This is a genomic window from Staphylococcus petrasii (assembly GCF_002902565.1).
GTDB classification, from domain to species: Bacteria; Bacillota; Bacilli; order Staphylococcales; family Staphylococcaceae; genus Staphylococcus; species Staphylococcus petrasii.
Genome location: NZ_PPRC01000018.1, coordinates 1 through 21299 on the forward strand (window position 1 = coordinate 1; position 21299 = coordinate 21299).

At 33.5% G+C, this 21299-nt stretch carries 20 protein-coding genes; 4 read left to right on the top strand and 16 right to left on the bottom strand.

Annotation, left to right across the window (positions count from 1 at the left end; translation table 11 throughout):
* Window positions 1-148: 148 nt before the first annotated feature.
* The 3 genes from trhA to CD127_RS03910 all read right to left on the bottom strand — a co-directional run bounded on the left by trhA (window position 149) and on the right by CD127_RS03910 (window position 2714).
* Window positions 149-832 carry a PAQR family membrane homeostasis protein TrhA gene (trhA, locus tag CD127_RS03900; protein ID WP_103297726.1) on the bottom strand — a complete coding sequence of 228 codons (684 nt, stop codon included), beginning with the start codon at window positions 830-832 and terminating at the stop codon, window positions 149-151.
* Window positions 833-850: 18 nt separating this feature from the next.
* Window positions 851-2038 (bottom strand): UTP--glucose-1-phosphate uridylyltransferase, encoded by a 1188-nt coding sequence (locus tag CD127_RS03905; protein ID WP_103365836.1) that lies wholly within the window; start codon window positions 2036-2038, stop codon window positions 851-853.
* 157 nt (window positions 2039-2195) lie between these two features.
* Window positions 2196-2714, bottom strand: coding sequence for a metal-dependent hydrolase (locus CD127_RS03910; RefSeq protein ID WP_103365837.1), 519 nt, complete (start codon window positions 2712-2714; stop codon window positions 2196-2198).
* A gap of 174 nt (window positions 2715-2888) precedes the next feature.
* Here CD127_RS03910 and CD127_RS03915 point away from each other — a divergent pair, with 174 nt between their 5' ends.
* Together CD127_RS03915 and CD127_RS03920 are read left to right on the top strand one after the other, a co-directional pair.
* Window positions 2889-3149, top strand: a complete 261-nt coding sequence (locus CD127_RS03915; protein ID WP_103297723.1) for a SunI/YnzG family protein — start codon at window positions 2889-2891, stop codon at window positions 3147-3149.
* A gap of 279 nt (window positions 3150-3428) precedes the next feature.
* A complete protein-coding gene (locus tag CD127_RS03920; RefSeq protein WP_103297722.1) occupies window positions 3429-3743 on the top strand; it encodes a heme oxygenase in 315 nt (104 codons plus the stop codon).
* Between the two features lie 56 nt (window positions 3744-3799).
* Here CD127_RS03920 and CD127_RS03925 read toward each other — a convergent pair whose 3' ends face one another.
* The 7 genes from CD127_RS03925 to CD127_RS03955 all read right to left on the bottom strand — a co-directional run bounded on the left by CD127_RS03925 (window position 3800) and on the right by CD127_RS03955 (window position 12632).
* Window positions 3800-5170, bottom strand: coding sequence for a YjiH family protein (locus CD127_RS03925; RefSeq protein ID WP_103365838.1), 1371 nt, complete (start codon window positions 5168-5170; stop codon window positions 3800-3802).
* A 215-nt stretch (window positions 5171-5385) separates the two neighbouring features.
* Window positions 5386-6351, bottom strand: coding sequence for a FecCD family ABC transporter permease (locus CD127_RS03930; protein WP_103297720.1), 966 nt, complete (start codon window positions 6349-6351; stop codon window positions 5386-5388).
* Window positions 6348-7379: a FecCD family ABC transporter permease gene (locus tag CD127_RS03935; protein ID WP_103365839.1), complete on the bottom strand. Its 1032-nt coding sequence runs from the start codon at window positions 7377-7379 to the stop codon at window positions 6348-6350. The genes CD127_RS03930 and CD127_RS03935 overlap by 4 nt, the downstream gene beginning before the upstream one ends.
* 12 nt (window positions 7380-7391) lie before the next feature.
* Window positions 7392-8393, bottom strand: coding sequence for an ABC transporter substrate-binding protein (locus CD127_RS03940; protein WP_103365840.1), 1002 nt, complete (start codon window positions 8391-8393; stop codon window positions 7392-7394).
* A 248-nt stretch (window positions 8394-8641) separates the two neighbouring features.
* Window positions 8642-9700, bottom strand: coding sequence for an alanine racemase (locus CD127_RS03945; protein ID WP_103365841.1), 1059 nt, complete (start codon window positions 9698-9700; stop codon window positions 8642-8644).
* Window positions 9701-11458, bottom strand: a complete 1758-nt coding sequence (locus CD127_RS03950; protein ID WP_103365842.1) for an IucA/IucC family protein — start codon at window positions 11456-11458, stop codon at window positions 9701-9703.
* A complete protein-coding gene (locus CD127_RS03955; RefSeq protein ID WP_103365843.1) occupies window positions 11448-12632 on the bottom strand; it encodes an MFS transporter in 1185 nt (394 codons plus the stop codon). The genes CD127_RS03950 and CD127_RS03955 overlap by 11 nt, the downstream gene beginning before the upstream one ends.
* 114 nt (window positions 12633-12746) lie before the next feature.
* Here CD127_RS03955 and CD127_RS03960 point away from each other — a divergent pair, with 114 nt between their 5' ends.
* The gene (locus tag CD127_RS03960; RefSeq protein WP_380493187.1) at window positions 12747-14684 is read left to right on the top strand and encodes an IucA/IucC family protein; all 1938 of its coding nucleotides are present in this window, start codon (window positions 12747-12749) and stop codon (window positions 14682-14684) included.
* Window positions 14685-14785: 101 nt separating this feature from the next.
* Here the strand turns inward: CD127_RS03960 and CD127_RS03965 are convergent, their stop codons facing one another.
* The 6 genes from CD127_RS03965 to CD127_RS03990 form a co-directional block, all read right to left on the bottom strand.
* Complete coding sequence (locus tag CD127_RS03965) at window positions 14786-15313, bottom strand: Asp23/Gls24 family envelope stress response protein (protein ID WP_103297713.1); 528 nt, start codon at window positions 15311-15313, stop codon at window positions 14786-14788.
* A gap of 81 nt (window positions 15314-15394) precedes the next feature.
* Window positions 15395-15634, bottom strand: a complete 240-nt coding sequence (locus CD127_RS03970; protein WP_103297712.1) for a DUF2273 domain-containing protein — start codon at window positions 15632-15634, stop codon at window positions 15395-15397.
* A 12-nt stretch (window positions 15635-15646) separates the two neighbouring features.
* Window positions 15647-16183, bottom strand: coding sequence for an alkaline shock response membrane anchor protein AmaP (amaP, locus tag CD127_RS03975; protein ID WP_103297711.1), 537 nt, complete (start codon window positions 16181-16183; stop codon window positions 15647-15649).
* A 184-nt stretch (window positions 16184-16367) separates the two neighbouring features.
* Window positions 16368-17912, bottom strand: coding sequence for a BCCT family transporter (locus CD127_RS03980; RefSeq protein ID WP_103365845.1), 1545 nt, complete (start codon window positions 17910-17912; stop codon window positions 16368-16370).
* 141 nt (window positions 17913-18053) lie between these two features.
* The gene (locus tag CD127_RS03985; protein WP_103365846.1) at window positions 18054-19067 is read right to left on the bottom strand and encodes a zinc-binding alcohol dehydrogenase family protein; all 1014 of its coding nucleotides are present in this window, start codon (window positions 19065-19067) and stop codon (window positions 18054-18056) included.
* Window positions 19068-19124: 57 nt separating this feature from the next.
* Window positions 19125-20132 (bottom strand): NADP-dependent oxidoreductase, encoded by a 1008-nt coding sequence (locus tag CD127_RS03990; RefSeq protein ID WP_103365847.1) that lies wholly within the window; start codon window positions 20130-20132, stop codon window positions 19125-19127.
* Window positions 20133-20263: 131 nt separating this feature from the next.
* Here CD127_RS03990 and CD127_RS03995 point away from each other — a divergent pair, with 131 nt between their 5' ends.
* Window positions 20264-21265 carry an LLM class flavin-dependent oxidoreductase gene (locus CD127_RS03995; protein WP_103365848.1) on the top strand — a complete coding sequence of 334 codons (1002 nt, stop codon included), beginning with the start codon at window positions 20264-20266 and terminating at the stop codon, window positions 21263-21265.
* Window positions 21266-21299: the final 34 nt, after the last annotated feature.

Sequence of the window (21299 nt, forward strand, 5' to 3'; positions counted from 1 at the left end):
TGTAATAGCATAATCTTAGATGATAACTAAACGCAATAAAATTTGAACGTTTTACATAAAAATAAGACTGATGACCTATGCTCATCAGTCTTTTAGAATATATTCAACTTTAACTAAACTCAAATTCATGGAATGTAATTGATTCATTTTACATGAAATAAAGTATAGCAATTAAATGTAAAAATGAAGCTATAACAATAAATATATGCCAAATCATGTGAAAATATGGACGATTCTTTTGAGCGTAAAACCACGCCCCAATTGTATAGGCAATCCCACCAAGTACAATAAATAATAAAAAGAGCCATGATGTACGCATAATAATGATTGGTAAAAATATGATGCCAACCCATCCCATTACTAAATACACGATTAGACTAAGTTTTTGATTAACTCTAACGGAAATAGATTTATATAATATGCCCCATATCGTAGTGCCCCATAATAATAGAAATACGAGCCATCCTATCCAACCACCTACTACAGTTAAAAGTACTGGCGTATAAGTTCCTGCAATCGCTACATAAATCATACTATGATCAATAATTCTCAATATGTATTTATGTGCTGTATAGTTTTGCATGGAATGGTAAATAGTTGAAGAGATAAACATCATAAATATACTAATCACATATATCGAAACACTAACTGAGCTTAATGTGCCATGTTCGTTATAACTATGTACCGCTGCATATGGCAATATAAATAACGTTAATAAAGCAGCAGCCCCATGAGAAGCTGCATTACCTATTTCTTCTCCAAAAGATAGAGGAATGATGTCTTTAAATGATTCAACAACAGTATCTTTTGTACTCTTAGATGTTTTAGACATCCGCTTCCACCATCCTTACTAAATCAAATTCATTCGTTCTAAATCAGCAGTTGCTGTTTCAACACTATCTTTACCTTCTTTATTTTTTAAAGGTGAAAATTCTTCATCACGAGGAACTTGTAGTGTTATGAAATCTTTAGCATATCTGAAAATATCAAAGTAAAATAACTCAAATTTTAATGTAGGTTGTTCAATTACACCAAAATCATCATCTAATTGTTTTAATTTTTTAATAGCTAAGTGATATGGTAAATCCTTATTTACCGCTTCTTTGATAAACGATAATTTAAATGCATGAATACCAATATTAGCGTTATCAAATGTATTAGCTACTTCTTCATCTAACTCAGAGTATTCTAATACAGTATCTTTACTATCTTTATTGACTAATCGTCCTACACTTTCTCCATCCTTAGGCTGTATTGATTTAGATGTCACATCTTTATCATTTACAACCGTATAACCCGCAAATAATGGATCTAGCACTTTTACTAAGACGTTATCAATATTATTTAAGAAGATAAACTTAACGCCATCTGATTTCATTTTATCTAAATAGCCTTGTTTCTCTAGAGACTTGAATACGCCACCATTACCATTCGGTGTTTCCATGATATATCCTTGTTCATTAAGTACAAGACGTCCTTCTTCACTTAGTGCCACGATATTATCTTGTTTGAAAAAGTGAATATTATCTGGATTATATCCAAAATAATTATGTTCTTTGAAATATGATAAAGTTTCATCATGATTGATGTCACTAGTCATGATATACCAATTTAATAAATGACCAGTTTCTTGTTTTAAATGCAATAATTGTCTAGCTTGAAGTTCAAATAAGCTTACACCTTTAATTTCGAAAGAACCTTTAGGCCCTTTATATCCTAAGCGCGTGCCTTGACCGCCAGCCATTAATAGTACTGCAAACTCACCATTTCTAATTGCTTCAATACCTTTACGTTCGTATTTTTCACGTTCTTGTTCTGTTAATTCTGCTTTACGCATAAATTCAACTTCTGACACTGATGAAACATCAGAAATCGTTTTACGATTAACATAAAGATCTTGATAAAGGTTTTGAATAAATTCTAAATCTAATGATTCAACTTTGTTTTCTAATTGTTCTTTTTCATTATTACTCATTAACTTTTCATATTCACTTAAGTGTTCCTGATTATATTTCTCTAATTTACTTTGGTCTAACATCTTAACTCTCCTTATAGGCAATTCAATGATTTTAGATTTTAAACAAGTTTGGTAAATATTTAAAATACTCGATAAAACTTAACCCTGTTAGTCATCCTAACCAAATGTTTAATAATATAGGCGTTATTAATTAAACTATCTTATCACTATATTTTAATTACCCTAAAAATGAGTGGCTAATATGCTTCAAGATATCATTTAGAAACGTTTGAAAGAATATGTATAGTGATCCAATACTCAAAGCGGTTGCTAATGATGCATCTAAAAGCCCACCCGTCTTAAAAGTAAAAGGGAATTTAATAGTTAAAGGAATAGGATAAAGTAATTTAACTCCTCTAGGTGTTAACATATCAAGTATAACATGAGATGCTATTGCACCGATAATCGAAACTAAATAGTATGGGGGAGTTTGTATTAGAATAAGTAAAAAGCCTATCATTCCCATAAATAATAAAGAATGCGTAAAGGTTCGATGGCCAAAGATGAGATTTACAAAAAAGCTCAATAGTTTAAATTGTCTCCCTATCTTACTTCTAGTATGGCATATATCAGGAAATAAACTTGAAACTATTGCTAAGCATATGACTGTAACAGTTGAAAAAAGATCGGTTTGAAAATGTTCAGTTGTTAATGCACCTACTAATAAACCAGCAGACATATGTGTTTTACCTGTCATGTATCTTCTCCTTTATTAACGATATTTTAACATAAACTCAACAAAAATACGAACATATTTTCGGGGTTAGCTTATAGTGTGACACAAATAACAAAAAGTATCACATAATACTTGAAAACGATTACAAATTGTTTTATTATAGAGCCATAACTTACATAAAGGATGTGTTCTTTAATGGCAATGACTGTTAAGAAAGATGATAATGAAGTTAGAATTCAATGGAGAGTAGCAGATATTAAAATCCCTACTAATGAAATTAAAAATATTTCTCAAGACCAAGACATTCATGCAGTGCCAGATCTAGAGTCTAAAGATATTTCTCGAATTGGTTCTACATTTGGTAAAACAAATCGAGTAATCATTGACACTGATGATCACGAATACATTATTTATACTCATAACGACCAAAAAGTTTATAACGAATTAACTAAATAACCTAAACTATAATTTATTTCTTTCGCAAAGTTATCAATTAATGGTATTAAAAGGCTGGGGCAATTTATTTTGTCTCAGCCTTCGTTAGTATTATGGCAGTAGCTGACTGATTTGAAAATGCGCTTTAACCAACCTTTCTTCAAATCTACTCAGCCTTGCTGGAGTTGGAATAACGAAATTATTTTAATTTCTATTCCGCTCCCTTTTTTATATTGTTAAGTTTTTAATTTTCAACTAAAAAAGCTAGAATAAGAGCAAATGCTTAAGGAGGTAATTAGCGTGTTTGTAGTTACAAATAGAATCACAGTTAAAAAAGGTTTCGCTGAAAAAATGGCTCCCCGCTTCACTAAAGGTGGCAAAATCGAAGAGTTAAAAGGATTTCATAAAATTGAAGTATGGCAAGTAAACGTTGATGAAGACAGTGAAGATATGTATGTGAATACTTGGTGGGAAACTGAGGAAGATTTTAAAGCATGGACACAAAGCGATGCATTTAAAGAAGCACATAAAAATAGAGGACAATCGTCTTCTGAATCATCACCAGTTATTAAAAGTGAAATTGTAAAAGCCAACGTCTTATCTACATTAAATTAAAAAATAAGCATTGAAGTTAGTCATATATTTGACCTCGTAACTTCAATGCTTTTTTCTTAAAGTAATAAATGAGCCATAAGTGCAATAATTGGTAATGTAATCGCTGTTCGAATAAGGAAAATTGCGAATAGCTTACCTAAACTTACAGGGATTTTTGAGCCTAAAATAACGCCCCCTACTTCTGATAAATAAATCAGTTGAGAGATACTTAAAGCACCTATAACAAATCTTGTAATTTCACTGTGGGCATTTGCTATTAAAATTGAAGGTAAAAACATATCAGCAAACCCAATTAATAACGTTTCTGAAGCTTTTGTAGCCTCTGGAATTTGTAGTAACTCTAAAATAGGAATAAATGGCTTACCTACGATTTCAAACACAGGCGTATAATTAGCAATAATGGTTGCTAATGTCCCAATACTCATCACTACTGGTAAAATAACAAACCACATATCTATTACTGTCTTACATCCAGATTTCATAAATTCTTTGAAACCTGGTGCATTCAATCCTACTATTGTCGCTTCATCAAAACCATGTCTGAATGCACTTTTACCTTCAGGCAACTTTTCAAGACGTGTTTCTTCAGACACTTCTTTAGTAAACTCATCTGGTATTTTATTCAAAGGCCAAATTCTAGGCATAATCATAGCAGCTACAAAACAAGATACGATTACTGTTAAATAAAATGCGAAGAACTTATGTTGTAATCCAACAGTTTCAGCGATGACAATCGCAAAAGTAATTGACACTACACTAAATGTCGTAGAAATAACGATAGACTCTCTTCTAGAATAGATACCACGTTCATATTGACGACTTGTAATAAGTACGCCAACTGTCCCATCTCCAATAAATGAAGCTAAGTTATCTACAGTTGAACGACCTGGTAACGTGAATAATGGTCGCATAATTGGTCTGAAAAGTGGGCCTAAAAATTCTAATAAACCGTATTCCATTAGAAATGGTAAGAATAATGCTGCAAATAAGAAAACAGCAACTAATGTAGGTAATAAATCATTAAATACTAGGCCACCCGTATCTTCAGAATAAATGACTTTTGATCCTAGTTTAAGATACGTCATCCATGCGAAAAATACAGCAAGTACACGTAACGATAACCACACTGGTCCTACTTTAAATGCACTTTCAATTAAACTTCCTGGTTTAACTTTTTTTCTCAATATTAGAGAAAATACTATTGTTAATATTCCTGAAAGCGTAATAATAAACAGAATAATAAGGGGCATTGCATTCCCTAATAGATCCTTAAGCAAATGTGCTAAAAAGGCTACTGGTAAAGTTGTTTGTTTTTTACCATCTTGCACAGTAGGTACAGGAATTAAGAATAAGATAATCCCTATGATGGACATTACTATAAATTTGGTTCGACCTTTAACAATTTCTTGTTTTGAGTATCCCTTCAATTTTTATACCTTCTTTCTCTTTATATAAAATGTTTGTATATTCATAATTTATGTAATAAAAGCTAGTTTTTTCTGTATAAATTATATAAATATGTCTAAATTTGTATTTTTATAAACAATATGTTCTATACTATATCTCATTTTCAAAAAGCGCGCAATATAAAAAAGCTAATTCCCCTAAAATATAAAAGGAATTAGCTTTATGAATGTAGATATTAAATTCTTCTAAGTAAAAATAGAAAATACGGAACACCTATAATAGCGATAATAACGCCTACAGGGATGTCTAATGGCGGATGGATACCTCTTGCTAATCCATCACTGACTAAGATAAGTACTGCACCTATTAAACCAGACATAATGACAACATGGAAATAACGTTGTCCCACGAGCGATCTAGCAATATGAGGTGAGATAAGTCCTAAGAAACTAATGCCACCTACTACTGAAATAGATGCCCCTGCAAGCATGACAGATAAGATAAGTAAAATCATCTTAAGATGTTGAACTTTAGCACCTAATGCTACTGCAATATTATCCCCTAAATTTAAAATGTCTAATTGATAACTTAAACCTAGTACCAATGGCAATGTAATAATAAACCAAGGAATAATTGAGTAAAAGTTCTCAATTGTGTGACCGTATAAGCTACCAGTTAACCAGATTAATGCATTATTAGCATCCATAGGGTTACGAATTAATAAAAATTGTACTACTGCCGTACAAATAGCACCTATGGCTAAACCAATCAATGCCAGTGTAGAACCTTTGATGTTAAATTTTGAAATTAAAAATGACAAAATTAAGCTGATAACTAATGCACCAATGAATGAACCTATTGGTAACACAATGAGTGGCGCAGTTGGGAATACCATAATTACGATAATAGCAGCTAAACTTGCGCCTTTAGTAATACCAATCACATCCGGTGAGGCTAGCGGATTTCTTACTACACCTTGAATTACTGCACCAGAAATGGCTAAACTGCTACCTACCACTAATCCCAATAATGTTCGTGGTATACGGTATTCATTTAAAATAAAGTCATCAAGTGTGAACACACCTTTTAATGCTTTCATTGGGCTATACATAGTAGAGCCAACGCATAAACTTATAAAAATACTAATAATTAAACAAACGATAACAATGGCGTAACGAATAGATAAATTTCGTTTTGTCATATTCGTTTCACCCCTCTAAGTGTAATTAATAAGAAATAAATAGCCCCTACAAATGACGTTACAATACCTACTGGAGATTCATATGGGAATGTAATGAGGCGACTAAGCATATCAGATAAAAGTAATAAATCTGCGCCTACTAGGAAAGTTAGTGGCACCATAATAAAGTAATCTTTGCTTACGTAACGTTTAACTATATGAGGGACAATTAAACCAACAAAACCAATTGGACCTGCTATTGAAACTGAAGCACCAGCTAACACAATAACAAGAAGTCCGATGATGATACGGATAAGTTGAGTTTTTTGTCCTAAACCTTTAGCAATATCGTCCCCTAATTCCATAATTGTTAATTGGCGTCCCATTAGTAATGTAATGATGAATGCTGCAAGTAGCCATGGCATAATCGATAATACCGATGTCCATTTTAAGCCATTTAATGAACCGACTAACCAAAACATCACAGTTGTATTAGAATCTTCGTTTAAAATAATAATCCCTTGCGTTAAGCTACTGAAGAATAAATGAATGGCCATACCTGCTAATGCTAATTTAACTGGCGTAATCTTTTTAGTTGAACCGGATAGTAAATATACTGTTAGTCCACCAATAAATGAACCTATAAATGCAAGTAAAGTTGCATATTTTCCAAGAGATGGAATTAAAATAGTTACTAAAACGATAACAAAAGAAGCCCCTGAGTTGACGCCAAAAATTTGAGGTGAAGCTAACGGATTTCTAGTAATAGCTTGCATTAATAAACCGGCAAGCGCAAGTGCACCACCGATGATTAAGCCACCAATCATTCTTGGCATTCTTACATTATGAATAAGGAATGTTTGTTTATTGTCTACTGAAGTAAAAAAATAGTCATAAATATCTTTTGCATGAATGTCTGAAGAACCAATCGCTAAATTAAAGTATGCAAAAATAAAAAGAAAGCACACACTCACAATAAACGTGAGTGTAGTGCGTTTCTTAGTTGCTCTTTCATTAGCGGATTGACTATCAGTTGGTCTCATAGTCATTGTTCATCCACCTTATTTCTCTTTATCTTTTTTAGAAATTTCAACAAGTTCTTTAGCCATCTCTTCAGAAGATATTAAACCACGTGCACGTGCCCAAGTGTCACGATTTACAATACTTACACGATTATGTTTAACTGCATCTAAAGTATCCCAAACTGGATCTTTTTTCATTTCTTGATAAGATGGTTCTTTTGGACTTGCACCGTCAGTCATAATAAACATACGTTCTGGATTCACGTCTTTTAATATTTCAGCATTTAACTGTAAGTATGGTCCTTGTAAATATTTACTTAAACCTTTAGTTACATCTTTAGTTAATGCTTCTTTAAAGCCAAGTTCAGTTAAAAATTGACCAACATAAGATTCACTTGGGTGAGCAAGTAATCCTGATTTAGAAGCTACAGCTGGTAAGACTTTTTCATTTTTATCAAATTGAATTTCATCTTTATATTCAGCTAATTTTTTCTTATGTTCGTCTAAACGTTTTTTACCTTCGTCTTCTTTATTTAAAGCTTTTGCTACAGTTTTGAAGGCATCGAGATTTTCTTTATAGTCTCCATCGAAGCTTTTTAGTTCAATAGTTGGAGCAATTTTACTTAGCTCTTTATAAATACCTTTATGTCTATTACTATCTGCAATAATTAAGTCTGGTTTTAACTTGCTGATTTCTTCTAAGTTTGGTTGTTTACGCGCACCTACAGATGTATAGTTACCGATTTTATCTTTTAAAGGTTTGATAATACGATTTGGTTTATTATCATCAGCAACCCCTACAGGTTTTACATCTAAAGCTGCTAATGCGTCTACGAATGAGAATTCTAAAGCTACTACTCTTTTAGCATCTTTAGGAACTTTTGTTGTACCTAACTCATGTTTAATTTCAATTGAATCTTTTGATGATGAGGATTTGTTATCGGAATCCTTAGAACCGTTATTACTTACATTACCACATGCAGTAACAAGAACCAATGCAAATAATAATGCGACTATTCCAGCGACCTTAAAGCCTTTCATTACTCCCACTCCTTAATATGTATAGGTTTACATTACCTAGTTTATTGATAACGATTATCAATGTCAATATCATTTGGAAGATTTTTTAAATTTTTTATATAAATCTTTTATATTTTATCTCTTAACTGTGTTAAATAATATTAACTATAAATTCAAAAAAGCCATTAATCAGTATTTAAATCTGACTAATGACTAAATGAATTAACCATGAAAATATTTCAAAATTGATATATTGTATAATATTCCTTTTAATATATAGCTAAAGAGGCACTGTTTACTTGCTCAATCAAAGACTGGATATGCTGGTCTTCCACATATGTTTTAGGTATCTTTTGATGATACATGATTTGAGATAGTGCTTCATATTCCAGGCTAAAAGAAATCGTATCTCCAACTTGATAAAAATCTTGGTTTCCTAAATCAATCATTAAATGATCACTTGTAGCTCCGATAATCTTGACTTTATCATTAAGTGGCATGATTTTACTAATGACCGTATCAATATAGCCTATATCTAATATTGCTTGTAAATAACATTGACTGCCCTCTAATAATCGAGGTTTAATTTCGATTATTTCCGCTTCAAGCGTAATCGCATTTTGGAATAATCGTGGAATTGGTTGATATGTGGTTGTATCTACGCCTCTAAATAAAGCCTCGCCTATTCTCAATTCATTAATACGGCCTAAATCATTGTACATTAATTGAGGTAGCATGCTTGAATTGCCGCCAGATATAATTTTTAAGCGGAAGCCTAATTCATTCTCAATCGCTTGCACATATTGATTAATCGCAAAAATATCATCTTCTGTAGGCGCTAACGATTTAAAACACATAAAGTTAAATGCGATACCTATAAATTGAATGTGTTTCATCGCAATCATTTCTTTTATGTAATCAAGAATATCGTAAGTTAAGACGCCTTCTCGACCATCTTTCCAATCTATCATTAACATAACTTGATGTTTTGTATTAAGTTTACCGGCAATATCATTAATCTCACGAATGGCTTGAATTTCAGTTTGAATACTCATTTTCACGTTTTCAACTAATTCTAAATATCGTTTTTTAGGTGTCGGTCTTAATAATAAATAACTACATTTATCTTGAAGCTCCGTATTAATATTCTCTAATCTTGATTCTGCAAAGTGATTAAATCCTAAGTCAATTAGCGTTTCTAATATTTTCGTATCACCAGCAACACATTTTACGACTGGCGTAAAATGTATGTCTTGCTCTGCTAATAAACTATGCAAGACTTCGGCGTTATATGCAATTTTCGATAAATTAATTGAGATATCTGCCACTTAATTCACCTCTTTTTTTATCGGATTATCAAGGTCTATATTAAGATATTTTTTAACTTTATTTTCCATTCTCATACGAAGCAACGCTTTAACCGTAATCGTTGGTCCAAATAAGATTTCTCGTAATGTTTCAGCATGTGGTTTGTCATCACTTATCGCACGTTCTATTTCTTCTTGTACAATCTTAAATAATTCCACTTCGCTTACACTTTCTTTTTTTGAAAAGTGATGAATTAATTCTGCAAGTTGATTTTGTACTACAGCATGTTGAAATTTCGCAACAACTTCATTAATTGATGACGCTAACAAGCTCGTATTCGTCACGTTAATATCCTTCAATTTCATAGATAATGTGTCTAAATCAATACGAGAACCTCCTAAATCACGAACTACAAAGTTCATTTGAAATTGAGGTCCGAGATTAACAATCGTATTTTGCATATGAGCTTCTAAAGCGATGCCATAATCTTGAATTAAAGCAATTAATGGCGTTACTAATTGACGACAATATGTACGCATAAATTGAGAAATATTCTGTTCATTGACTTCTCTACTTGCCCATTCGATATAGCTATCCACGGTAATATTCCCATCAACAGGATTCGGATTCACTAATGCTCCAGAGACAATCGTTGCTCCATTAATCGCAATATATGGTTTTTCTCGAATAATACATGCTAATTGACGAGCACGATCATCTTCGGTATTTGCGTATATACCAAAAGGTTCCAGCGCTACCTTGAGTTGTGGGTATTGGTTAAGTGTTTCTTGCAAGGCCATACTTAAATTCGGACCATCGACTGTCGTTACACTTGATACTGTTCTTATAGCGCTAGTCGCCTGCACATTGACTGGTAATTTTATGTGATATGGCTTATTGATTAATGACATCGTACGGAACGATAAGGTTGCTTTTGATTCTATATCAAATGGCGTAGCAATTAGAATATTCTCGTTAATCCACTTTTCAAATTGATGATAAATTGTATGTTGATATTGCCATGGATGAACAAATATAACTTGGTAATCATCAAGCGAAAGTTGAAATGTTTGAATGAATTTTCTTAGTTTTGCATAATATTCTGGAATAACTTCTTCCAATACAAATGAGCTATTGCCATCTACGGTAGTAACTTGTGCATAATCCTTGTGCAATAACATAATTTTCAGTGGAATAATCTTCTCAAATTCAGGTGAGTATTGCTTAACTTCTTCCATTGTTAAAGGCAATTTCGTCTTAGTCAACGGATGCGTAGGATGTCCTTCAATAACTAAACTTTCGGAATACATTAAATCATTAAAATCATTCGAATCACTTAAATGTTGTAACCAAGCAAAGAAATTAATAGTGGTCGGCATACGAGAGAATTTCAAACTATCTTGGATATGATTTTTACGATTTATGAAATGTTTATACACTTCTATAAAGCTGTCTCTACTATGTAATAATTCTGCACGTAATCGCTCACTGATCTCAATTTCAAAATGTTCTTCTAAAACATCCAATAAATTCTCTAATGAAGTTATTTCTACTTCATTTTTCCCACATCTATAAGTTATGGGTCCTTCGAAATCATAACGAACCATTTTACTTACATATTTATAATGAATTGTCAGCACACATCCATAAAGCTGTATTTCAAGCTGATTATCTTGAGTTGTAATTCTTGTTGAGGATGACCATATCTTTTCTTTAACTAATGCATTTAAGACACGGTATTGTAAATTTCTATCTGCTAATTGCCAATCACTTTGCATTGTTTGACTCCTCCACTTTAGTTGTTCTTTGCGTTAAATGAACGATTAAGGCTACAACGGTTGTAAATAAGCCCATTACGATAAAGGTAGTTAAGACACCGATCCAATCTGATAGAGCTGTCATTAATAGACTACCCAAAGGAATCATGCCTCTATCCATCATGACGATACTTAATATTTTTCCACGATTTTCAGGGGACACGTGCTCTTGAAAATAAATTCGATTAGACGTACGCGCCCATTGACTAAATAATCCCACAAGCGCCATGCTAGTAAACATTACTACTACATTCTGTATGACTACACCTAATAATGCCAAACCAAATAAACATGAACTTAAATAATACATATTTACAGTATTTATCTTTTTCAAAATAATGGGTAATAAAAGTGTAGCAATCATACCACCGATGGCACAAAAAGTCATGGACATACCAAATATTTCAGATTTGCCCGGAAATATTTGATGAACGAGTACCGGCACTAGGGTCGTATAGGAAAATCCAGTTGCCATGATAATGAGCGAAGTTATAAAAATTCTAGATGCTTGGGCATTTCTCTTAAAATATTCCCAGACAAATTTCAGAGAATATTCTTTAGTCTTACTGACGTCGCTATTAACTCGTTCAAAATGAAGCGGTATACAAAATAACGCAGCAATTAAATAACAAATTGCTTGTGTTAAAAAGGTTGCTGGTGCATGATACGCAGCAAGAATAATTCCCGCGATTGCTGGTCCTATTGAGCGACAAATATTAATAATAAATGAATGATATGAAACGGCTTGGCTCTTATTCAACCTTTCAGATAAATCAGGTAATACTGCTTGCCTTACTGGCGTTTCTACCGCATTTAGCATGCCACGTAAGGTCGCATAAATTAATATCACTATAATTGAAATATTGGACATAGTAAAGGTACAAACACATAAAAGTGCAGTGACTAAAAATGAAGAAGATATTGTAATTCGAAGCAATATTCCCCTATCATATTTATCAGCAATTGTACCTGCCCATACACTTAGTATCAAAATTGGTACGAGTCGGCAAAAATTAACTAAACCTAAATAGACTGCGTTATGATAACTAGTAAGTACATACCAGTTTAAACCAATTTGTCCTATCCAATTTCCCAGAAATAATAAAAAGGAACTGGAAAAGAAAAATTTTGCCACAGCGTTTCACCTACTCCTTTATAATTGATAATGAATATCATTATCGATATTATGGATTATACAAATCATTTTGATTTTTGTAAAATAATTTTGAGGTGTTTTATGACTAACATAATTAATATCAATAACTTTAATATTCAATTAACCGAGGAAGAACAAGATGCCTACGCATTCTTAAAACAAAACTATCCTCAATTATTAGGTGATTTTGAAGATAACCTGTTGGCAAGTCGAGATAAGATTTCACAACGTTTAATTATTTCTTTATATCGTGAGAATTTAGTAAACGGTAAAGACAATAGTTTATTAGCGTCAGCTAATAAGTTTGATCGTTTACCTATTGATAAAGACGAAGACGTATTGTGTGTTCATTTTCCAAAAGCAAAGAAATACGTATATGGGAAAGTTGAAGGTCGACATGCCTTCGGTCGAGTAGATGTGGTAGGACCATTCTATGTATCTGATGAGGAACAGAGCGAATTTACGAGAGTGACGCATCCGCTTGAAGTTTTAGATTACATACTAATCGAAGATCCAGCACTCGATAATGAGGCAAGTGAACAATTTAAAGCCGATTTAGATAATAGTGTAGCGAACATGGCGCTTGCATTGACTTATCAGGCATATCACATGCGTGACACAGACAAACCGCTTCTCGATATTATCTCTAATCACGAAGACAGTTACTTGCGTTCTGAACAGGCTGTCATTGAAGGTCATCCTCTTCATCCTGGAGCTAAATTGCGTAAAGGGTTAAGCGCTCAGGAAAATATTTATTATAGCTCTGAATATGGCAATGAAATTAAGTTGAAGTGCGTCTTAATTCATGAAAGTATCGCTAATACTCAAGCGTTAGCTAATAACTATAATGAAGAAATTAAGACTATCTTCCCTGAATTATATGCACAAATATCTAAAGAATTAAATCAATCTGTAAATTTATCAGAATATCATTTAATGATTGTACATCCTTGGCAGTATGATTATATTTTAAAAGAACAATATCAAGCAGAACTTGAACAACAGCTCATCATTCCTTTAAATATAAGTTTGCCATATTACGCTGGCTTATCATTTAGAACATTAATGCCTAAATATCCTAAGCAATTACCTCATATTAAATTATCGACTAATGTACATATTACTGGGGAAATCAGAACGCTATCTGAACAAACAACGCATAATGGTCCTTTAGTGACTAAAATTTTAAATGATATTTTAGATAAAGATAGTGTATTTCATGACTATCGCATAGAAATATTAGATGAATTAGCAGGTATACATTTTTATAACGAACATGATAGTGAGGATATCCAAACTGATCGCAGTGAACAATTAGGCACTCTTTTCAGAGAAAATATTTATCACCTCATTGCTAAAGACAGTATGCCTATAATTCCATCAAGTTTAGTAGCAAATTATAAATATAATGAAGAAACGCCGATTGTGAGTCTGATTAAATTATTCCAACAGAATGAAGGGATAGAAAGTTTTGAAGAAGCGGCTCAATTGTGGTTGCGTGACTATGCGACACAATTATTAGGCATTGTACTTCCTTTATATATCAAATATGGAATAGCACTTGAAGCGCACTTACAGAATTCAATTGCCACATTTAATCAAAACGGCAGTTTAAATACGATATATATTCGTGATTTTGAAGGTTTACGTATTGATGAAAATCAGCTTAATGCGAGTGGCTATGCTACAGATGATTTCCATGAAAAATCTAGAATTCTTACTGATTCTAAAACTTCAGTATTTAATAAAGCATTCTATTCTACTGTGCAAAATCATTTAGGTGAACTAGTATTAACCGTAGCTAAAGCAATAGAAGATACATCATTCGAGGACAAGACATGGCGTCAAATTAGCGATATTATTCAACAAATTCTAGCAAATCTAGGTGATGTGGATGAGGAACGCTTAAACACGATAACGTCTACTTTATTTGCTGAAACTATTGATTATAAATGTGTGACAACGATGCGTTTAGAAGATGAAGCACATCATTATACTTATATTAAGGTAGAGAATCCATTACATCGTTAAATGATAAGAACAGGAATGAAGACACCTTCGTTCCTGTTTTCTTATATACATAAAAAAACCTTAAGACGATGAACGCCTTAAGGTCTAAAAGTGGTTACTTATTATTGTAAACCTGATCTGTCAGAGTTGTTATTGTTGTTGTCTCTGTTTTTTTCATTTTTTTGAGCCCATTCTTTTTTAGTCATTACATCGTCAACTTGCATGTTAACTTCAACAACATCTAAACCAGTAATGTATTTAACTTGTTCTTTAACTAAGTCAGTTACTTTACGGAAGATTTTTGGAGCTGATTCGCCGTATTCTAAGATTACTTTTAAGTCTACAGCTGCTTGTTTTTCACCAACTTCAACAGAAACACCGTGAGTTACGTTGTTACCGCTTGAGAAAGCGTTAGTGATGTTATCAGTGAAGCCGCCTTTCATGTCTAAGATTCCTCTTACTTCACGAGCTGCGATACCAGCGATTTTTTCGATAACTTCGTCAGAGAAAGTTAATTTGTTTTCAAAACGTTGTTCATTACGTTCTTCTCTACGTTCTTGAGCTTCTCTTTGACGTTCTTCTCTTTCTTGATCGTTTACTCCAGTTTGGTTATTGTATGCTTGTTTAGCTTTATTGTTATCTACTGCCATGATAAATTCTCCTTTTTTGTATAATTATTGTTTTAAAACTTTGTTTTTTAATTTATATGAATTCTTAACTAGATAGGTCGTCTAACTCCATCTATTTAAGAAGTTCATGAAATCCTGTGTACGGTCTTTAATATACCCAACGCCAATTCCGATTAAACATAATACAATGATTAAAATTGTTTTCCAGAATCCTAAAGTTAGGAATAAGATTGCTATAATTAAAAATGCGAAGAAACCGATGATACGCCATTTATAAGCTTTAATGAAGTCAATGATTTGTTGACCAGCATCTTGTCCATTTTGATTATTATTATCAGCCATGTTATCCCTCCCTTACAGTACGCGTTGTCCTGCAGATTTTTGATCTCTGACATTAAGTTCTAATTTTCTTACTGGCATTTCAGTAAAATGCTCAACGTTATGTTTAATGTCAGCTCTAATGCTTTCAGTTAAAGACTTAACTTGTACAGTATTTGGTACTAAGAAGTCTGCTTTAATATCGATATAAGAATTATTTTTCTTATTATAAAGCTTAGTAACTACATTAGGTTGTCTTACATCTTCATATTTAGTTAGCGTATCGTATGCAGTTTTTTCTACTGCTTTACGAGATACATAAATATGTCCATCATTGTAGTCTTTATATAGACCTGGTTTTCTATATGTTGGTTTGAAAATGCTGAGTACTAATATTAAACCGATCAATATAAGTAGAGCAGCTAAACCAATTAATAGTGGTTGGAACCAATTGAATTGTAAGAAATAGTGTTGATATTGAGAAATACGACTATCCTTTATGTACATAAACAATAGGAATCCAACAATAGCAACTATTAATAGGCCGAGGATAAAATTCTTTAATCTTTTCACCTCGTCATGCACCTCCTTAGTTATTGTTGAATTATTTAATTAATTATAGAGATTAAGTACCCTTTAAATGTTTTTTAAAACACTAAATTTAAATTATTTTATACTTTTTTAAAAAATTAATTAAAGTTTACTTTCTAAGGTCAGTATTCCCAAATTTAGCACAATAAAAACATAAAATTTATAATTATTTTTTATTTATTTTTTGTTCAGAACTTTTATATTGTAGAAATTTTTGTTTTGAATGTCTCGGGTGATCATTTGCTAAGGATTTAAAGAGTGACCAAATCATAAATATAATGACAATTGAAAACGGTAATGGAGCAATGATAAGTAAATTTTGAATGGCTTGTGTACCACCTGTATAAATCATAATCATCGCAAATAAAGCGAGTATAATACCCCAACTTACTTTTACAAAAGAAGCAGGATTAATATCGCCTTTACAACTTAGCATGCCTAGTACATAAGTAGCTGAGTCAGCTGAAGTTACAAAGAATATCATGATGACTATTAAAGTGACGATACTCAAAATAAATCCTAGCGGGTAATGTTGCAATGTCGCAAATGTGGCTGTTTCTGTCGCTTCTTTCGCTATATTCGCAATGCCTTTGTCTTGCAGATATACCGCTGATGCACCGAATACTGCAAAGAAGAAGAAACATACGAGCGCTGGCACGAATAAGACACCTAAAATAAATTCTTTAATGGTACGTCCTCTAGACACACGAGCGATGAATATACCGACGAATGGTGCCCATGATACCCACCATGCCCAATAGAAGATCGTCCAATTTTGTAACCATTGGAATTTTTCTCCCCCGTTCATAGGGATACGTAAACTCATACTAAAGAAATTAAAGATATAGTTACCTAATCCGTTAGTAAAGGTATTTAAAATATATAAAGTGGGTCCTACAATAAATAAGCCTATTAAGACAATAAATGCTAATAACATATTAATGTTACTTAATGTTTTAATCCCTTTATCAATACCAGACCAAGCCGACCACGTAAATAAAGCAGTAGCTATAATAATTAAGATAACTTGAGTACCAAAGTTGTTTGGTAACCCAAATAAGAAATTTAATCCTTCATTAATTTGAAGTGCCCCGAAACCTAAGGTAGCCGCTACGCCTGTAACGGTTGCTATAACAGCAAGTACGTCTATCGCGCCTCCAAGTGGGCCTTTCATGCGCTTCTCCCCAAAGATAGGAACTAACGTCGCACTTACTAATCCAGGATAACCTTTATGGAAACTAAAATAAGCAAAGACTAAAGCAACAATGCCATATACTGCCCATGCGTGGACACCCCAGTGGAAAAACGCAAATTGAAATGCATCGTTAATAGCAGCTTGAGTGCCTGCTTTATGTATAGGTGTCAATGTGAATGCGTGACTAATAGGTTCTGCCGTCGTCCAAAAGACCAAACCGATCCCCATTCCTGCACTAAATAGCATCGCAAACCATGAAGGTAAAGAGAATTCTGGATCTTCTCCTTCCTCACCGAGCGTAATTGATGCATATCTTGAAAATAAAAGATACACACATATAAAGAAAATCATTAAAACAAGTAATAAATAGTACCATGAAAAATTGACGGCTATAAATGATGTAATATTTTGCGTCACAGTTTCTAACTGTTTCGGCAATAATGCGCCATATAAGACAAACAAGGTACAAATGACTAATGCCGTCCAAAATACAATACTAATGGATTTATTTTTCATCCATAAACTCCTTTCTCTAAGTTGTTATTTAATTTTTGTTGTCATTCCCCAATAATAAATAATGACGTTTATTACTATTGCCTAATTGCATAATAATAAACGCCATATTTAAGATTATTCTCTATTAAATTTCAATGCATTTTACTCTTCAATATTAATGACTAATTTTCCAATCATTGTGCTAGATTCTAACGTTTCATGAGCATTATATAAGTTCTCTACTGTAAGTCCTGAGATAGTGTCAGTTGTTGTAGGTTGATACGTACCTTGTTCTACCTTTTCAGCAATATCTTTCAAATACGCATGTTGTTGAATCATATCTGCTGTTTGATGCACAGGTCTTGCAAACATAAATTCATGCGTAAAGCTGATATTCTTCGCTTTCAATGCATTTAAATCTTGTTTCTTTTTAAAAGCAACGATCGTCGCAATGTGGCCAAGCGGTTTCACAACCTCAATCATCGTGTCATAATACATATCCGTATCAAACGTGCAAAATACATAGTCTACCGCTTCAATGTCATGTTGATTTAATTGCGTTGCTAAATCATGTTTATGATTAAGCACAAAGTCAGCGCCCATCTTCTTACTCCATGCTACTGTTTCATCACGAGATGCCGTAGTGATGACCTGCAAACCGTATGCTTTAGCAATTTGTGTCGCAATACTTCCGACACCACCAGCACCATTAATAATAAGTAATGATTTACCTTCATTCTCATTAGCATTTGTTGAAATCCCAAACGCGTCAAATAATGTTTCCGAAGCGGTAAGTCCAGTTAATGGTAAGCTCGCCGCTTGTTCCGCAGTTAAATTACTTGGTGCTTTCGCCACGATACGTTCATCAACAACTTGGTAAGTCGCATTAGAGCCATGGCGATTCGGCGTACCTGCATAGAATACGCGGTCACCTACTTCAAATAATTCTACTTCCGAACCGACCGCTTCAACTGTTCCTACTGCGTCAAATCCCAACACTCTCGGCGCATCTTCCACGGGAGTAATACGTTGCTTTGTATCTACCGGATTCACACTGATACTTTGAATTTTCACGAGTATGTCGTGCGCGCTCGGTTGCGGCGTTTCAAGTTCATATTCCTTAAATAAATTGCCTTCTTCTAATTTAAATGGTTGTTCAAATCCAATTGCTTTCATTACTTCTTAGCCACCTTTTAATCAATCTACTGTTGCTTTTTGAAAAGGGAAACCAAATTACTCAGCGTCTGAAACTTTGACCACTTGCTTACCAAAGTTATCTCCAGTAAACAAGTTACGAAAGGCTTGCGGTAATTTATCGAATCCTTCTTCAATAGATACTTTAGTTTTAATTTTACCTTCTTGAATCCATTGCGCAAGTTCTTTACCAGCATGTTCGAAATCATCAGCAAATTCTGCCACTAAGAATCCTCGCATCATCGCTTGTTTTTTAATGAGCGTACTTTGAATACGTGGACCTTGATCATCTTCAGGATGGTTATAATTTGAAATTGTACCGCATACTGGAATACGCGCATGACGATTAAGATGTTTAAATACTTCATCGCCAATTTCTCCGCCTACATTTTCATAATAAACATCAACGCCATTAGGCACGGCGTTAGCTAACGCTTCAGCGAAGTCGTCTTTCTTATAATCTACACCAGCGTCAAAGCCAAGTTCTTCCGTAAGGTAATTCACTTTCTTATCTCCGCCAGCAATGCCGACAACACGCGCGCCTTTCAACTTAGCAATTTGACCTACGACGGCACCTACAGCACCAGAAGCAGCAGAAACAACTACCGTTTCGTCTGGCTTAGGTTGTCCAATATTTAGTAAACCGTGATAAGCTGTTTGGCCAGTTAAACCTAGCGTACTTAAATATAAATGTAATGGCACATCAGTATTTGAAACTTTATCGACTTTCTCTTCGTTTACTGTATTAATACGTTTCCACGGTAACATGCCTACAACGATGTCACCTTCTTGAAATTGATCAGAGTTAGAGTTGATTACTTTACCAACGATATGACTTTCAATAGGTTGACCTATTTCAAATGGTTCTACATATGAATCAGCTTGAGACATTCTGCCTCGCATATAAGGGTCTACAGAAATATATATCGATTCTACTTGAACTTCATTCTCTCCTGGTTCAGCTACATCGATATCTTCATATTTAAATGTATCATCTTGTGGCATACCTTCTGGATATTGAGCGAGTAATACTTGTTCATTCTTCATCATCTAAAACTCCTTTCAATATTTGTTTACAGTATAGTACTATGAACAATTTAATCGCAATCATCATGCTTTCCACTTATAATGACACATGATAAGGATAATTACTTTTCAAAAAAGGGAGCCTGCTTAATATGAAATTAGGAATCTTAGATTACGTGCCTATATTCGAAGGTCGTTCAGCTCAAAACGCTTTCAATCATACTGTCGAATTAGCAACCTTAGCGGATCAACTTGGTTATGAGCGCTATTGGATAGCTGAACATCATCAAGTGCCTTCTGTGGCCTCAAGTGCGCCTGAAATGGTAATGATGATGTTATTAGAGCATACCCATCGAATTCATATTGGCAGTGGAGGCGTGATGTTGCCCCACTACAGTGCTTATAAAGTTGCCGAACAATTTAAGATTATGGAAGCCCGCCATCCCCATCGTATTGATATGGGACTTGGCCGTTCTCCTAGCTTTAAAAATGTGAACGAGGCACTGAATGAATTTAAAACTGAGAAACCAGAGTTATCTCAACAAATAGATGACTTAATCAAATATTTTACCGATGATACAAAGCAGCCTCACCGCTTCATGTCACTTCAAGCAACACCGTTTATTAATAGTTACCCGCAACTTTATATTCTAGGTATGAGCGAACGAAGTGCTGAACTCGCTGCTCGAAAAGGGTTACCTTTAGTCATCGCACATATGGGGCAACCTTCGACACAAATAAACAAAGTCATCGCTCACTACCGTAAGCAATTTGGCTTATATAATGAAGAGGTAAGTGACAACAAGCCTTACGTTATTATGGCAACCTTTGTCGTGACTGCAGAAAAATTGACGACGGTTAGCGATTTACTTGATGCGCTTCATTTATGGTTAATGCGCATTAACTATTTAAAACAACCTATGTCTTACCCTTCTATAGAAACTGCCCAACAACGTCAATATTCCGAAAGAGAACTTGCTAAAATTGAAAAAAATAAAAAAAGAATTGTGAGTGGCTTACCTCATGAAGTTGCTGAGCAATTACAGAATATGCAACAAACTTATGACGCAGATGAAATGATGATATTGCCACACGTATTTGGCGAAGAAAATAGACTAGAGTTACTTAAGCAATTAGCTAATGCTTGCTTTTAAGGGATAATAAAAGAGTAGACAACGCTTTGATTTT

Excerpts from the sequence above, each read along its gene's own strand:
- CD127_RS03970 (WP_103297712.1), bottom strand. The coding sequence starts at position 15,634 with ATGGCTGATAATAATAATCAAAATGGACAAGATGCTGGTCAACAAATC.
- CD127_RS03980 (WP_103365845.1), bottom strand. The coding sequence starts at position 17,912 with ATGAAAAATAAATCCATTAGTATTGTATTTTGGACGGCATTAGTCATT.
- CD127_RS03910 (WP_103365837.1), bottom strand. The coding sequence starts at position 2,714 with ATGACAGGTAAAACACATATGTCTGCTGGTTTATTAGTAGGTGCATTA.
- CD127_RS03935 (WP_103365839.1), bottom strand. The coding sequence starts at position 7,379 with ATGACTATGAGACCAACTGATAGTCAATCCGCTAATGAAAGAGCAACT.
- CD127_RS03940 (WP_103365840.1), bottom strand. The coding sequence starts at position 8,393 with ATGAAAGGCTTTAAGGTCGCTGGAATAGTCGCATTATTATTTGCATTG.
- CD127_RS03985 (WP_103365846.1), bottom strand. The coding sequence starts at position 19,067 with ATGAAAGCAATTGGATTTGAACAACCATTTAAATTAGAAGAAGGCAAT.
- CD127_RS03995 (WP_103365848.1), top strand. The coding sequence starts at position 20,264 with ATGAAATTAGGAATCTTAGATTACGTGCCTATATTCGAAGGTCGTTCA.
- trhA (WP_103297726.1), bottom strand. The coding sequence starts at position 832 with ATGTCTAAAACATCTAAGAGTACAAAAGATACTGTTGTTGAATCATTT.
- CD127_RS03950 (WP_103365842.1), bottom strand. The coding sequence starts at position 11,458 with ATGCAAAGTGATTGGCAATTAGCAGATAGAAATTTACAATACCGTGTC.
- CD127_RS03905 (WP_103365836.1), bottom strand. The coding sequence starts at position 2,038 with ATGTTAGACCAAAGTAAATTAGAGAAATATAATCAGGAACACTTAAGT.
- CD127_RS03930 (WP_103297720.1), bottom strand. The coding sequence starts at position 6,351 with ATGACAAAACGAAATTTATCTATTCGTTACGCCATTGTTATCGTTTGT.
- CD127_RS03990 (WP_103365847.1), bottom strand. The coding sequence starts at position 20,132 with ATGAAGAATGAACAAGTATTACTCGCTCAATATCCAGAAGGTATGCCA.
- CD127_RS03965 (WP_103297713.1), bottom strand. The coding sequence starts at position 15,313 with ATGGCAGTAGATAACAATAAAGCTAAACAAGCATACAATAACCAAACT.
- CD127_RS03915 (WP_103297723.1), top strand. The coding sequence starts at position 2,889 with ATGGCAATGACTGTTAAGAAAGATGATAATGAAGTTAGAATTCAATGG.